Annotated in this window: 12 protein-coding genes; 6 read left to right on the top strand and 6 right to left on the bottom strand. The window is 63.5% G+C overall.

Translation table 11 applies throughout. From position 1 onward, the window contains the following. Window positions 1-8: 8 nt before the first annotated feature. Complete coding sequence (locus GC119_RS04865; RefSeq protein ID WP_151952590.1) at window positions 9-1,313, bottom strand: M18 family aminopeptidase; 1,305 nt, start codon at window positions 1,311-1,313, stop codon at window positions 9-11. 136 nt (window positions 1,314-1,449) lie between these two features. On the opposite strand from GC119_RS04865, the gene GC119_RS04860 reads away from it, so the two are divergent. Then, a complete protein-coding gene (locus GC119_RS04860) occupies window positions 1,450-2,634 on the top strand; it encodes an MFS transporter (RefSeq protein WP_141750239.1) in 1,185 nt (394 codons plus the stop codon). 75 nt (window positions 2,635-2,709) lie between these two features. Beyond that, window positions 2,710-4,110 carry a DUF1684 domain-containing protein gene (locus tag GC119_RS04855; protein WP_151952589.1) on the top strand — a complete coding sequence of 467 codons (1,401 nt, stop codon included), beginning with the start codon at window positions 2,710-2,712 and terminating at the stop codon, window positions 4,108-4,110. Between the two features lie 154 nt (window positions 4,111-4,264). Here GC119_RS04855 and GC119_RS04850 read toward each other — a convergent pair whose 3' ends face one another. The 3 genes from GC119_RS04850 to GC119_RS04840 form a co-directional block, all read right to left on the bottom strand. Continuing rightward, on the bottom strand, window positions 4,265-4,843 hold the full coding sequence (locus GC119_RS04850; protein WP_151952588.1) for a PepSY domain-containing protein: 579 nt from the start codon (window positions 4,841-4,843) through the stop codon (window positions 4,265-4,267). A gap of 91 nt (window positions 4,844-4,934) precedes the next feature. Next, window positions 4,935-5,525 (bottom strand): PepSY domain-containing protein, encoded by a 591-nt coding sequence (locus GC119_RS04845; protein ID WP_070575715.1) that lies wholly within the window; start codon window positions 5,523-5,525, stop codon window positions 4,935-4,937. A 54-nt stretch (window positions 5,526-5,579) separates the two neighbouring features. Further along, on the bottom strand, window positions 5,580-7,538 hold the full coding sequence (locus GC119_RS04840) for a M13 family metallopeptidase (RefSeq protein ID WP_151952587.1): 1,959 nt from the start codon (window positions 7,536-7,538) through the stop codon (window positions 5,580-5,582). A gap of 36 nt (window positions 7,539-7,574) precedes the next feature. Here GC119_RS04840 and GC119_RS04835 point away from each other — a divergent pair, with 36 nt between their 5' ends. Together GC119_RS04835 and GC119_RS04830 are read left to right on the top strand one after the other, a co-directional pair. Beyond that, window positions 7,575-8,087: a low molecular weight protein-tyrosine-phosphatase gene (locus tag GC119_RS04835; RefSeq protein WP_151952586.1), complete on the top strand. Its 513-nt coding sequence runs from the start codon at window positions 7,575-7,577 to the stop codon at window positions 8,085-8,087. Between the two features lie 47 nt (window positions 8,088-8,134). Beyond that, complete coding sequence (locus tag GC119_RS04830; protein WP_226829263.1) at window positions 8,135-8,761, top strand: copper resistance protein CopC; 627 nt, start codon at window positions 8,135-8,137, stop codon at window positions 8,759-8,761. Here GC119_RS04830 and GC119_RS04825 read toward each other — a convergent pair. Beyond that, the gene (locus GC119_RS04825; protein WP_151952585.1) at window positions 8,739-9,857 is read right to left on the bottom strand and encodes a glycerate kinase; all 1,119 of its coding nucleotides are present in this window, start codon (window positions 9,855-9,857) and stop codon (window positions 8,739-8,741) included. The two genes, GC119_RS04830 and GC119_RS04825, sit on opposite strands and share 23 nt — an antisense overlap. Window positions 9,858-9,979: 122 nt before the next feature. Between GC119_RS04825 and GC119_RS04820 the strand changes: the two genes are divergently transcribed. After that, window positions 9,980-10,330, top strand: a complete 351-nt coding sequence (locus tag GC119_RS04820) for a TM2 domain-containing protein (protein ID WP_070575700.1) — start codon at window positions 9,980-9,982, stop codon at window positions 10,328-10,330. Between the two features lie 63 nt (window positions 10,331-10,393). On the opposite strand, the gene bioB is transcribed toward GC119_RS04820, so the two are convergent. Continuing rightward, window positions 10,394-11,590, bottom strand: coding sequence for a biotin synthase BioB (bioB, locus tag GC119_RS04815; RefSeq protein WP_151952584.1), 1,197 nt, complete (start codon window positions 11,588-11,590; stop codon window positions 10,394-10,396). Window positions 11,591-11,862: 272 nt separating this feature from the next. Between bioB and GC119_RS04810 the strand changes: the two genes are divergently transcribed. Then, window positions 11,863-13,386 carry an MFS transporter gene (locus GC119_RS04810; RefSeq protein ID WP_151952583.1) on the top strand — a complete coding sequence of 508 codons (1,524 nt, stop codon included), beginning with the start codon at window positions 11,863-11,865 and terminating at the stop codon, window positions 13,384-13,386. The last annotated feature ends 231 nt before the right edge of the window (window positions 13,387-13,617 follow it).

Raw genomic sequence — 13,617 nt, 5'->3', positions numbered from 1 at the left:
GGCTGTCCTCATCCCAGGTGCGCGTGGGCGAGCCTGACGAGCGCTTCGATATCGCTGACGGCCGCCATTTCTCTTGCCGAGTGCATCGACAGAAGCGGAATGCCCGCGTCGATGACAGTCATGCCCAGGCGGGTGGCCGTCAGCGGGCCGATGGTGGAACCGCAGGGCTGGGCGTTGTTCGACACGAACGGCTGAAACTGGGCACCTGCCGCGTTACACAGGCGTGCCCATTCGGCGGTGCCCGCAGCATCCGTTGCATAGCGCTGAACCGCGTTGAGCTTCAGCAGCAGCCCGTCACCGAGGGTCGGCCGCACCTGCGGGTCGTGGCGCTCCGGGTAGTTGGGGTGGACAGCGTGGCCCGCGTCAGCGGAGACGCAGATGGAGCCCGCTACAGCCCTCAGATGTTCTTCCCGGTCAGCCCCCACGCTGATCGAGATGCGCTCCAGAATGTCTGCAAGCATTGGGCCCGATGCACCGGTGCGGGTTTCCGAACCGACTTCCTCGTGGTCGTTGGAGATGAATACCGATACGGCCGTCAGGTTGTTCGCGTCGAGTTCTTCCATTGCCCGCAGGCCAGCGAATGTGGAGGACAGGTTGTCCATGCGCGAACAAGCCAGAAGCTCCTGCGAGGCTCCGAACAGGCTGGCTTCCTGCACGGGTGCGGTGATGACATCGTGGCCGACCAGCCGGTCTGCGGAAACACCGGCGGATTCGGCCAGCAGCTCGATGACGTCGCCGCCGCACACCTCCAGGCCGATCACCGGGACGGTGTGCTGCTGACGGTCCAGTCTGAGCCCGTCGTTGACCTGCCGGTCCAAGTGAATGGCCAGCTGGGGGATCCGTGCGATGCCCGGTGTGCGCGCCAGCACGGTCGTGCCGTCGCGCAGTGCGAGCCTGCCGGCAAAGCACAGTTCGCGGTCGAGCCACGAATTGAGCAGCACTCCGCCGTACACTTCGACGCCCACCTGGGTGAAGCCTGCCGCGGTGTGCGCCGAGCCGGGCTTGAGCTTGAAGCCCGGCGAGTCCGTGTGGGCACCGAACACCCGGTAGCGCAGATCCCCAGCGGAAACATCAGCAGGCAGAGCAAAAGCGGTTACGGCGCCATCGCGGACCAGCACGTAGCGGCCACCCGGGGCCAGGTTCCACGCCTGGGCTTCGTCAAGCAGCTCAAAGCCCGCCGCCTGCAGTCGCCGAGCAGCTTCTGCGGCAGCGTGGTAGGACGACGGTGATGCCGCGGTGTACTCGCCGAGTTCCAATGCGGTCTTCTGCGCTGCGGTCTTCTGCGCGGCTGTTTTTTCAGCGGCGGTGGACATGCGCTCCTCCTGAGCTTGTCGTCACAGCGCTGGACTCAGAGCCGCCTGTTAGCCTTGCACGGTGTTCTCTGGTCTAGCGCGGCTGGTTGGCTGGGGCTTCTTCCCCCTGGCAATACTGGCAAAACTACCGTATGCCATGTCGGTTGTAGCCGTCATGACATCAGTCGTCGGCGTGCGCGGCTCCTATACGCAAGCCGGTGTGGCTTCGGCTCTCGTGGGCTTAGCCACAGCCTTTTCAGGCCCTTTCTTCGGCTGGTTTGCCGACCGCTTCGGCCAGCGGGGCCTGCTTCTGTGCCTTGCTGTCACGAACGCGGCTTCGCTGTGGGGCTTGGGCTGGGCGCTGCGGGCCGACGCTGCCACGTGGACTGTCTACGCGGCGGCCTTCGCGATCGGCGCGACGAGCCCGCAGGCAGCATCTATGGTCCGCTCACGCTGGCTCGAGGCAATCCGCGGCTCCTATTCCGGCACGCAGGCCGAGAAGGCCACATCGGTTGTTCTGCCCTATGAGTCCTTTACCGACGAGGCTGTTTTCGTTGCCGGGCCGATTGTTGTCGGAGCCATTGCGGTGGCCTTCGGCATCGTGGTGCCGCTCGATGTTGCGGCCCTGACCACTCTCATCGGGATCAGCGGCTTCGCTTTGCACCCGTCGTCCCGCTTTGTGCGCGGCCACGCCCGGAACATGATGGAACAGTCCACAGCTGACGAGGCGCAGGAGACTCCCGCTGTTGCTCCGGCTTCCGAGATCTTCCGGCTGTCCGTTCTGCTGCCGCCGGCCGGCATGGCCTGCATCGGCATGTTCTTCGGTTCGACGCTTGCCAGCCTCACCAGCTTCCTTGAACAGTTCGACAAGGCGGCCGCCGCGGGTATGTACTACGCCGTGATGGGCGTGGGTTCAGCGCTGTGCGCATTTGCCGTTGTGCTTCTGCCCCGGGGCTTCACCTTTGCCGCGCGCTGGATGGTGTTCGCCGCAGTGGCGTTCACGGGGACCCTTGTGTTCACGGTCCTGCCGGTATTCCCGGCGGTTCTCGTAGGTCTCGTGCTGTGCGGTGTGGGCATCGGCCCGGCGCTCGTCACGCTGTTTTCGATTGCCGCGGAGGTCGCTCCGGTGGGCCGAGTGACAACCGTGATGGCGATGATGACCACCGGCATCGTTGTCGGCCAGGCGCTCATCAGCGCGCTCGTCGGCTCACTCATCGACGCTTTTGGCACCGGTGCTGGCTTCCTTGCGACCACGAGTGCCTGCGCTGCGCTTTTCGCACTCAGCTGCCTCAACATGTACCGTCGACGCATTGACGTTTCGGCGGCCACGCTGCAGGCGTAGAACCCTGTTTTCACAGAACCAACAGCGCTATTGTTGTTCCTGATTCGCACGGAACTGCTCAACAGAAGGTGATCAGTGGAAGAGTACAGAGCAGATTGGGAGGAGTGGCACGACTCCCGCGTTGCCAGTCTGGCCACCCAGCACGGTTGGCTCTCGCTGACGGGCCTCATCTGGTTGGCCGAAGGTGACGAACGCACAGTGTGCGAAATCCCCGGCAGGTTCACCCGCAGCAATGACTGGCTGCACTTCGACGCCGAACCGGGCAGTGCGATCGGCCCCACCGCCGCGGCGCTTGACGTCATGGCAGACGACATCACCTTCCCCAGGGCCGAGCGCGTGCAGGTTGTGCGCAGCATGGACACCGGCAGGCAGTCCGTGTGGCTGCCCCAGGGTGCATCGCTTATGTGGTTGACCGACGGGACGGTGGTCATCGAAGCCCTCAACCGCGACGGCTACATGGGACTGCGGATTCGCGATTCCCGTTCGAAGCTTCTGAGCAGCTTCATCGACATTCCCACCTTCGAAATCGACCCGAGCTTCGCAGTCCAGGGGCAGTTCACCCCGTATGCCGAACCGGAGCTGCGGAGGATCGACACGGCCGCACCGGGCTTGCAGATCAGCACCTATGTTGTGGGAACCGTCGAATTCGACCTGCACGGCACAGCCCACACCCTACTGGCCACGGGACACCCCGAAACCGGGCTCCACCTGGACTTCTACGACGGAACCAACGGCGGAACCACATCGCAGTGGCGGCGCCTGTCGGTGGGCACCCCCGATTCATCGGGGCGTGTCATCGTCGACTTCAACCGCGCGGTCAACTTCCCCATGGCCTTCACCCCTTTCGCCACCTGCCCCGCTCCCGTGCCGGAGAACAGGATCAGCGAGCCGATCACGGCAGGCGAGCAGGCGCCTCGGCAGACCCTGAGCGAAAACGGACTGCGCACCCCGATCGTCGTCGTCGAGACCAGCGCGAACCTGTTCTACGGACGCACACTCGACCAGCTGTCCGAAGGCGGCATCCGCTGCGACTTTGTGCGCCTGCACGAAGGCGAGCTGATGCCCAGCCCCATCGGCTACCAGGGCGTCATCGTCTTCGGCTTTGCCGACGACGAGCAGGGGTGGGCGGTTTCACGTGACGACGTCATCGGGTTCCTCGACGACGCGATCAGCTCGCACATCCCGACAATTGCCGTCGGAGACGCCTGCCGTCTGATGGAAGTGGCCGCTGGTGCGCAGATCGACGGGGGTGACCTCCCGGTGCCGCAGTCGGTAGTCGGGGCGGTCGATTCGGTCGAAGTCAGCCTCAGCGACGACGTTGCCCAAGACGCCCTGTTCCGCAGCCTGGTCACAAACCCCAATGCCCCACTGGGCCGTCTGCGCGCGAGCACGGAAGTCGAAGACGATTCACTCATCCGCTCCTGGAACGACCTGGTCAACCGCTTCATCCGCATGATCCACACCGAGCGCAGCTGAGCGGGTTCAGGTCCCGTAACCAGTCGAGGTGCCGTCCGGTTCCAGCCGGGCGGCACCTCGTGTCTTTGGTGCTTGGGGATTCTGCTGCCGAGGGGCAGACTGCGGCAACAATCGCGATTGCTGCCGCAATCTTTGCTCTAGACAGCAGAGTTCGTCACTTGTCGGTCACCTTGCCGTCAGCGGCCGAAACGTAGACGTCAACCGAATCGGTTTCGCCTTCGGGGTACACCTCAACCTCCCACGCGGGGGAGGAACCGGTCGTCAGGTCGGCTTCGTCGACTGTGCCGCCGCCCTTTTCGTCAACGGCTGTGCCGAGAGCGTCCTTGAGGGGAGTCTTCACCTTCTTCAGCGCGTCGACGTCTTCCTGGTCGGCGGGGTCGTCGTCCTTTTCCTTCTTGACGACCTCGGTGCCCTCGGGGCTGACGACGACTTCGTGCTTTTCCGAGCCCTTGATGACATTGATTTCCCACCGGCTGTCATCGAAGTCGAGTTCGGTGGCCTTGCCGTCGATTTCCTTTTCAGCCAGCTCAATTGCCGACTGCGCGGTCTGGACTGAACCGCCCTTTTCGCTCTGCGAGTCGCCTGCAGACTCGGTGCTGGGGCTCTCAGCCTGTGTGGTCGACTGCTGCTGGGCGTCGTTGGACTGCTGGTCTCCTTCGGAGTTTCCACAGCCGGTCAGGGCGAGTGCTCCGGCGGCAGCCGATGCGGCAAGGAGGGTGGAAAGCTTAGTCATGTGGTGTGTCACTGTCCTTTCTCTGAGTGTTGGTCAGTGAATACGTGCGCTTTTGGGACTGTCGGAGGTCGGCACGCCGGAGGACGTCGCGTCAGAGGACGTCGCCGGAGCGGTGGTGGACGTACACGTCCTTGGGTTTGTCAGCACCGTCGGGCTCGATGCTGACCTTCCAGCCCAGTTGGCCGTCTTTTCTGCCCGGGCCGACTTCGACCACCTCACCGCGCACAGTGCGCGATGCAGACTGGACAGCCTGATCGACCGTCTGGCGCATCGACGAGTACTGGTCCGCGGCACCGGATGGCGGGTCTTCGACCTTGTCCTTGCCGGTGACCTCTGCGCCGTCAGCGCTGACGTGAACCGGCGTGTTCTTCCCGTCGCTGTAGACGGTGATCAGCCAGCCGTCATCTTCTGCTTTCAGGCCAACGGCCTGACCGCTGTCATCGACGTCCGCAACGGCGGTGAGAACGGCAGTACGCGCCGCTTCGGCCGACTGTGCGGAATCCTGGCCGCCGACCGTGGCGATGCCGCCGGGCGGCTCCTCGGAAGGTGTGGCCTCCTGCTGCGCTGTGGGAGATTCGCGCGATGCGCCGTCCTTGATGGCACAGCCGCTGAGGACGAGTGCGAGTGAACCGCCGATGACGGCAGCGGCCCGGACAGAGGACACCAGAGGGCTCTTCTTCATAACCTCACGCTAAAAAGATGTTTCTGAGAGTTTCGTCAGTGCCGGTGAAGTGCGTCACCAGATGGTTACGCGCTCTTCCGGAGCCAGGTACATGCCGTCGCCGGGCTGTGTTCCGAAGGTTTCGGCAAAGGCATCCATGTTCTTCACCACCTGGTTGCAGCGGAACTCCTCCGGCGAATGGGGGTCGATTGCCAGACGGCGTTTGCGCTCTTCTTCGCGGAACTTCGAACGCCACGCGGCGGCCCACTGGCAGAAGAATGCTTCGCGGTCAGCCTGGGTCAGCGGCTGGCCGCTGTCGTGGGCAGCAAGCTGCAGGGCCTTCCAGCTGATCCCCAAACCGCCGAGGTCGCCGATGTTCTCGCCGATCGTCAGTTCGCCGTTGACGGTGCTGCCGTCCGTGACTTCCCACGGGGACAGAGCCGAATACTGGTCGATGAGCTTGCGGGTGCGCTGCTCAAAGCCCGCTCGGTCTTCGTCGGTCCACCAGTTGACGAGGTTGCCGTCACCGTCGTAGCGGGATCCCTGGTCGTCGAAGCCGTGGCCGATTTCGTGGCCGATGACCGCTCCGATCGCCCCGTAGTTGGCCGCTGCGGAAGCTTCGGCGTCGAACATGGGCGGCTGCAGGATTGCTGCGGGGAACACGATTTCATTGAGCACCGGGTGGAAGTAGGCGTTGACTGTCTGCGGAGTCATGAACCATTCGGTGTGGTCAACAGGACCGCCGATCCGGTCGAGCTGACGGCGGTGTTCAGCCTGGGAAGAACGACGGATATTGCCCACGAGGTCGTCGGCTGTGACAGTGAAGCTGTACTCCCGCCACACATCGGGGTAGCCGACCTTGACGGAGAACTTCGACAGCTTCTCCAGGGCTCGCGCTTTTGTTGTCTGGGTCATCCAGTCGAGGTCTTTGATCGAGCTCTCATAGGCCTTCAGCAGATTGTCGACCAGTTCGGCAATGGCCTTCTTCGATGCCGGAGGGAAGTGTTTCTGCACGTAGAGTTTGCCCACGAGCTCACCCAGGTGGCCCTCGACGGTGCTGATGCCGCGCTTCCACCTTTCGCGCAGTTCGGGGGTGCCTGAGAGGGTCCGGCCGAAGAAGCCGAAGTCCTCTTCGACGATGTCTGCGCTCAGGTAGTTTGCGTACCGGCTGAGAACGCTGAACAGCAGCCACGCCTTAAGGGTGGGAAGCTCGGTGCTGTCCCACAGCTGGGCTGCTCCGGTGACGAAATCGGGTTCGCGCACAATGAACTGTTCGGGTTCGGGCTGGATGCCGAGGGCTTCGAGCCACGAGTTGAGGTCGAACCCGGCTGCGAGTTCACGCAGCTGTTCGGGTGTCGTCGGATTGTAGGTGGCTTCGGCATCACGCGTGCGCACATTGTCCCAGTGGTGCTTGGCAACGGCGGTTTCGAAGTCGAAGACAGTGCGGGCGAAGTCGGCGTCCGACAGGCCTGAGAATTCACTCAGCCCGCCGAGGGCAGACATCGCTTCGAGGTGGGCGAGGAAGGCCTCGCGAATCGGCGCGGACTCTTCGGTCCGGTAGTAGGACTCATCGGGCAGGCTGATTCCCGCCTGCTCAAAGTACAGCGCGTACCGCTCGGAGTTTTTGGCATCTGCAGACACGAAGCCGGCCAGCAGACCGCCGACGCCCTCCTGTTCCAGCCGGCCCATGACCGCGGCGAGTTCTTCCTTGCTGCCGGCGTCGGCAATCGCCTTGAACTGTTCGCCCAGGGGGCTCACGCCGAGCTGTTCGATTGTGTCGACGTCCATGAACGATGCGTAGAGGTCCGCTGGCATCTGCGTGTCGGGGTCGCCATCAGAGTCCGCCTGCTGCAGTTCGGTGATGATGGTGCGCACATTTTCTTCGGCCGCGTCGAACAGCCCGCGCATAGCTCCATCGCCGGCGCGGTCATCGGGAATGACGTGGGTGTCCAGCCACGTGCCGTTCACACGGCGGAAAAGGTCGTCCCGGAAAGAAGCGGAAGGGTCTCCGTAGGGCAGATCAGCTGAAGTCATGGCATCCACGCTACCGGCTGTGTCATCGTAGTGACTATGAAGCCCTTCCGCATTGCCTTTGTCTGCACCGGCAATATCTGCCGTTCCGCCATGGCCGAAATGATGCTCAAACACGAACTCGCGGGCCGCGGGCGGACCGATATCGAAGTCGAGTCCTTCGGCATAAGCGACGAAGAAGTCGGCAACCCCATTGACTATCGGGCGCGCGCAGAATTGGAGAAGAACGGTATTCCCGTCACCGAGCACAGCCCTCGTCAGCTGCGGGCAGAGGACCTTGACGACATTGATCTGGCGGTCGCCATGACGTCGCGGCACGTGGCTGGCATTCGCCGGTTGGAACGCCAAGCCGGTGGAAATGTGCCGCCTGTGCGGATGCTTCACCAGTTCGACCCCGGAGCGAACGCGCATGAAGAGCCCGAGGCGGCGGCAGCAGCCGATGTCGCAGACCCCTGGTACGGCACAGCTGACGATTTCATAACAACCTACCGTGAGCTTGCTCGTGCACAGGACGGAATCATCGCAGCGGCTGACAGCATGGGACACAATTGAGCGAAGGACTTTCGCCCGCACCCCGCATATCGACTGGAGAAGCAGCCATGACCACCCGATCTTCGCTTTCGCGGTTTCTTGCCGCAGCCCTTTTTGCCAGTTTGGCGCTGGTACTCGGTTCGGTTCCCGCCCAGGCGCACGACCAGCTGATCGGCTCGAACCCCAAGCAGGGAGCCAAACTGGACAAGCAGCCCGAATGGATCGAACTGAACTACTCGGGCGAAATCCAGGACATCGGCAGCGAAATCCGCGTGGAAAAAGACGGTGAAGACTTCTCAGCCGGAGAGATCACCGTTGAGGGCCGGACCGTCACGGCGGCTTTGCCCGACGATCTTAAACCCGGCGATTACACGATTGCCTGGCGGGTTGTGAGCCAGGACGGACACCCCATTTCCGGCAAGGTTGAATTCACTCTGCTTGATTCCGCCGGCAGCGGCGGCGAAGTCAAGGACGGCGACAAGACTGAGGAAGGCGCCAGCGACGACAAGACTGAAGAAAACGCCGAAGACGGCAAGCAGTCGGATGCTTCCGGACAGGAAGAGGCCAGCCAGGACGCTTCTGGCGTTTCTCCGGTTGTGCTGATTCTGCTGGCAGTTGCCGGTCTCGGTGCTCTCGTTGCGGTGTTCGTGATGTTCACCCGCAAGAAGAACGTCATCGACGATAGCGAAAGCTGAGGACGGCTTCAGCCAGGTCGTCTGCGACGGCTGTGAGCACGGGCCCTGGATCGGACATCGCCTGTTCGACCGGGGCCTTGTCCGTCAGCTGGAGCAGTCGCGCCAGGCCCGCGTGCGAAACTTCAGAGTCGGCAGAGCCGCAGACCACAAAGACGGGAAGGTCTGCCCGCTGGGCGCGTTCAATGACAACCGCGGGGCCTTTTCCGCTGAGCGTCTGCACATCAAAGCGGCCCTCGCCGGTGATGACGACATCAGCCTGCGCCAGTGCGGCATCGAAGCCGGTGAGGTCCAGAATGAGATCCGCCCCAGATTCCATGCGCGCGCCCAGCAGCAGAGCCGCAAACCCCGTTCCGCCGGCAGCCCCGGCGCCAGCCCGCGCAGCAGTATCCGCGTCCCCGAGCTTGTGGGCGAATTCCCGCAGCTGAGAATCCAGGTCTTCAACCGCCTGTGCGTCCGCTCCCTTCTGCGGTCCGAACACCGCAGCCGCACCGCGCGGACCGGTCAGCGGATTGTCGACGTCGCACGCCACTGTCAGCTCGACTCCGTCCAGAAGACGCAGTGGGGTCGACAGGTCAACAGTCGCAGCGTGGGCAAGCGCGCCGCGCGGGTCGTGAACACGCTGGCCGCGTGCATCGTGAACCACGGCGCCAAGCCCCATGAGCATTCCAATCCCGCCGTCAGTGTTGGCCGAACCTCCAAGCCCCAGCACAATTGAGCGGGCACCTGCCGCAACCGCGTGGCCGATGAGCTCTCCCGTGCCCATGCTTGTGGCATTCCGCGCTGTTGCCGGTTCAACAGAGCCGCCTTGACACTGAAGGAGCGCCAGGCCGCTGGCTTCGGCCATTTCGATGATCGCCCGCGTACCCCGCAGCGCCCACCGAGCGCTCACGGTGCCTCCCAGCGGACCGGTGACCTCTGCCGCGCGCAGGGAAAATCCCGCGGCCTGGGCTGCTTCGAGAGTGCCGTCGCCCCCGTCGGCTAGCGGCGTGGCGTCGACGGTGACGCCAGCTGATTCCAAGACGGGGCGCAGGTGGTCAGTGACTTCGGCGGCGGTCAGGGTGCCCTTGAACTTATCGACAGCGATGAGAGCGCGCATAGCATCAGCATCCCACAGGAAACTCCGCAGGCGGCGGTTTCTCGATGGTCTGTCCGGTGATTCCCTCGGGCCTATGCAGGGTGCTTTTGGCCCATATGGCCCCGTGGGCCTACTGTTGTCCTGTGACTACAAATACACACACATCGCAGAAAAGCTTCCTTGTTACATGGCTGTTGGCCTGGTTCCTCGGAAGCCTGGGCATCGACCGCTTCTACCTTGGAAAAATCGGCACTGGCGTGCTCAAGCTGATCACGCTCGGCGGCTTCGGCATTTGGTCGCTCATCGACTTGATCATCTACCTGGTGGGTGCTGGCCGCGATAAGAACGGCCAGCCGCTTGAAGGCTATGAGCAGCACAAGAAGCTCGCTTGGATTGTGACTGCCGTCATGTTCGTTGTGGGCATTGGCTTCGGCAGCTGCAGTGTCACCACCCTCGGCGACATCCAGAACGACGCCATGGCGCTCGGCTTCTGACCAGACTTTCCGTTTACGCAGAACAACCCCGGTTTTTGCCGGGGTTGTTCTGTTGTCGGTCCCTTAGGCGTTCGGGGCCAGGGCCGTTCCTGCTCCGCGCCTGCGGATGGTGGGGACGGTCACGCTTCCGTCACCGGCCGAGGTGCCGGCAGGGGGTGCGCTCTTGCCGCAAGGCAGGGTTGCCGGGGCTGAGACTGCGGGTGCCGCTTCTTCGGCACTGTTCATTGCCTGAGCGTGTGCTCTGCGGTGGGCGCGCAGCTGGTCGCGCAGTGCCCGAGCATCGTCCTGGCCGACGATTTCGAACCCGCCGTCGACGATCATGTTGAGGTCGTCCTCTGCTGCCTGGCCCTCAGAGGTGAGGTAGTCGCCCAAGAACAGCGAATTGACCACGTGCAGGGCCATGGGCTGCAGCGATTTCAGGTGCATTTCGCGTCCGCCGGCCATGCGCAGCTCCTTGTCGGGACACATGAGTCGAACGGCGCACAGAATTCGCAGGCACTGGGTGGGTGTGAGGTAGTTGACGCCTTCCAGTGGTGTTCCCTCAAACGGGATGAGGAAGTTGACGGGAATGGAGTCTGAGCCGAGTTCGCGCAGCGATTCGACCGCTTCGATAATCTGCTCGTCGGTTTCCCTCATGCCCACAATCAGCCCGGAACAGGGTGACATGCCGGCTTCGTGTGCGCGGCTGACTGTTTCGGCACGCTCGTCCCACGTGTGTGTGGAGCAGATGTCCTCGTAGTGTGACTTGGCGGTGTTGAGGTTGTGGTTGTAGGCGTCCACGCCGGCATCGCGCAGGCGCTGCGCCTGACCGTCTTTGAGGATGCCCAGGCAGGCGCAGATTTCGACGTCTGGGTTGTTGGCCTTGATGTCTTCGGTCATGCCGGCAACCCGCTCAACGTCGCGGTTGGACGGTCCGCGGCCGGATGCCACGAGGCACACTCGTGACGCACCTCCGGCCAGTCCGAACTCGGCCTGGCGGCGGGCTTCGTCGCCCTTGAGCCACGAATACTTGAGGATCTCAGTGTCCGAGCCCAAGCGCTGCGAACAGTAGCCGCAGTCTTCGGGGCACAGACCTGATTTGAGGTTGACCAGGTAGTTGACTTTGATCTTCATGCCGAAGTGGTGGCGGCGCACGCGCCCGGCGGCGGCAACGAGGTCAAGCAGCTGGGAGTCGTCAGAGCGCAGGATGCTCAGCGCTTCGTCAGAGGAAGCCGGGGTTCCCGCGACTGCGCGATCGGCGATTTCACTGAAATTGAACACCGTTCAACTATTGAACAGTGTTCAATTTCTGTCAAACGCGACCCGGATCACATTTGCTGCGGCCGTGATGAGCCAATGACTCCGGCACTGCAGTTCTGTGACGCTCCAGGACAGCTCTATTACGCCCGGTGGGCCCTGTGTGACAGCGGGGGACAGGCATGTGACAAACCGCGTCGCAGTGTGTCAAACAGCGCCAGTCCCTATCGCACTGAGTCTTTAGCGTCGTCTTCGAATCACCGCACAGCCGCGGCTCAAACAAAAGAGGAGACACCATGACGACAACAGTGACACCCGCCGGCGGTGCTGCCAGCCCGCCCGGCGCCTCGGCAACCGGCACCTCGGCAGTGGGGAGCACAAGAAAGCCAACGCCCCGTGAGCTGCGCCGCGTGCGCGCGGCGAGCTTTGCCGGAACCACCATCGAGTTCTACGACTTCTTCATCTACGGCACCGCCGCTGCCCTCGTTTTCCCCACCGTGTTCTTCCCGGCCCTGGGCTCCGGTGCGGCACTCGTGGCGTCTTTCGCCACCTTCGGCGTCGGATTTGTGGCCCGCCCGGTGGGGTCGATCTTCTTCGGCCACTTCGGAGACAGGATCGGGCGCAAGCAATCGCTCATCTCCACGCTGCTGATCATGGGTGTGGCCACTGTGCTCATGGGCCTCATTCCGCCGTCGGACCAGATCGGCATTGCCGCGCCGATCATTCTGGTGACCCTGCGGTTCCTGCAGGGCTTCGCGGTCGGCGGCGAATGGGCCGGTGCCGCGCTGCTGACCGCCGAGTATGCGCCGAAGGACAAACGCGGCCTCTACGGGGCGTTTCCGCAGCTGGGCACACCCGCCGGGATGTTCTTGGCCAACGCAACGTTCCTCGTTTCCGCATTGGTTGCCGGGGATTCGTCCGAGGCGTTTCTGAGCTACGGCTGGCGAATTCCGTTTGTGGCCTCGGCCCTGCTGATCGCCATTGGCCTGTGGGTGCGTTTGAGCATTGCCGAAACCCCGGCTTTTGTGCAGGCGCAGGCGGCCGCGGAAGAAGCCCGCAGACGCGACGCCGAGATCGCTGCAGCGCCCGGCGGTGGCAAGGGTGCGCAGGGTGTAGAAGGTGCTGACAGTGCTGACGAAGCAAGGCCGCGTGAGCGCTCGCCGTTCATCGACGTGTTCCGCTTCCAGGCCCGCGAAGTTCTTCTGGCCAGCGGCTGCCTGGTCATGCTGTTCGCGTTCTTCCACACGTCGACGTCATTCCTCACGTCCTACGCGTCCGACCCCGAGGGAATCGGCTTGCCGCGCACCGTGGTCCTGTCGATCAACATGCTCGCCGCGGTGGTGCTCGGTGTGACGGTTGTGCTGGCCGGCTGGCTGTCCGACCGCTTCGGACGGCGTCGTCTGCTGATCTTCGGCTTTGCCACGGGCACGGTGTGGGCGCTTTTCATCTTCCCCGTCATATCAATCGGCACGGGTGCGGCTTTCGCCCTGGCTCAGTGCCTCACGCTGCTGTTCTACGCCTGCGCCTACGGGCCGCTGGGTTCTTATCTGCCCGAGCTGTTCAAGCCGCGCTACCGCTACACCGGCGCTGGCCTGGGCTACAACATCGGCGGCATTATGGGCGGCGGCATCGTGCCGATCCTCGCCAGCGCCATCAGCGCTTCCTACGGCGGTACGGGAATCGGTCTGCTGCTGAGCGCAACGGGGGTCATTTCGCTGGTCTGCGCGTGGCTGCTGCGGGAGACCCGCGGGCAGGCGCTCGATCACGAAGAACCCGCCGAGACGCCACTCACCAAAGAGCCCGCACCCGCCGGGGTCTGAGGCAGGAGCGCGAGGTGCCGGGCGCGTTCAAGGGCTCGGCACCTCGTCCTTCAACCCCGCCCACGCTTTAGCCGCAGAAACTCCCGTTAGCAGTGGTTGCTAAATGTAGTTCCTCGGGAGGTTGTGAACGGGATTTGAGGTCAGAGAAGACCCCCGGTATCGAGGTGGGTAACGACACGCACCCTGACCCGGAGGTCTTCCATGACACACCGTAACGCCCCGATGACCATC

Origin of the sequence: Brevibacterium sp. Marseille-P9724 (assembly GCF_902500275.1) — a bacterium.
Taxonomy (GTDB): Bacteria; Actinomycetota; Actinomycetes; order Actinomycetales; family Brevibacteriaceae; genus Brevibacterium.
This window is presented reverse-complemented; position numbering and strand designations above follow the sequence as displayed.

Coding starts and splice junctions, on each gene's coding strand:
- GC119_RS04830 (WP_226829263.1), top strand. CDS start 8,135: ATGACCACCCGATCTTCGCTTTCGCGGTTTCTTGCCGCAGCCCTTTTT.
- GC119_RS04825 (WP_151952585.1), bottom strand. CDS start 9,857: ATGCGCGCTCTCATCGCTGTCGATAAGTTCAAGGGCACCCTGACCGCC.
- GC119_RS04845 (WP_070575715.1), bottom strand. CDS start 5,525: ATGAAGAAGAGCCCTCTGGTGTCCTCTGTCCGGGCCGCTGCCGTCATC.
- GC119_RS04865 (WP_151952590.1), bottom strand. CDS start 1,313: ATGTCCACCGCCGCTGAAAAAACAGCCGCGCAGAAGACCGCAGCGCAG.
- GC119_RS04835 (WP_151952586.1), top strand. CDS start 7,575: ATGAAGCCCTTCCGCATTGCCTTTGTCTGCACCGGCAATATCTGCCGT.
- GC119_RS04840 (WP_151952587.1), bottom strand. CDS start 7,538: ATGACTTCAGCTGATCTGCCCTACGGAGACCCTTCCGCTTCTTTCCGG.
- GC119_RS04810 (WP_151952583.1), top strand. CDS start 11,863: ATGACGACAACAGTGACACCCGCCGGCGGTGCTGCCAGCCCGCCCGGC.
- GC119_RS04860 (WP_141750239.1), top strand. CDS start 1,450: ATGTCGGTTGTAGCCGTCATGACATCAGTCGTCGGCGTGCGCGGCTCC.
- GC119_RS04850 (WP_151952588.1), bottom strand. CDS start 4,843: ATGACTAAGCTTTCCACCCTCCTTGCCGCATCGGCTGCCGCCGGAGCA.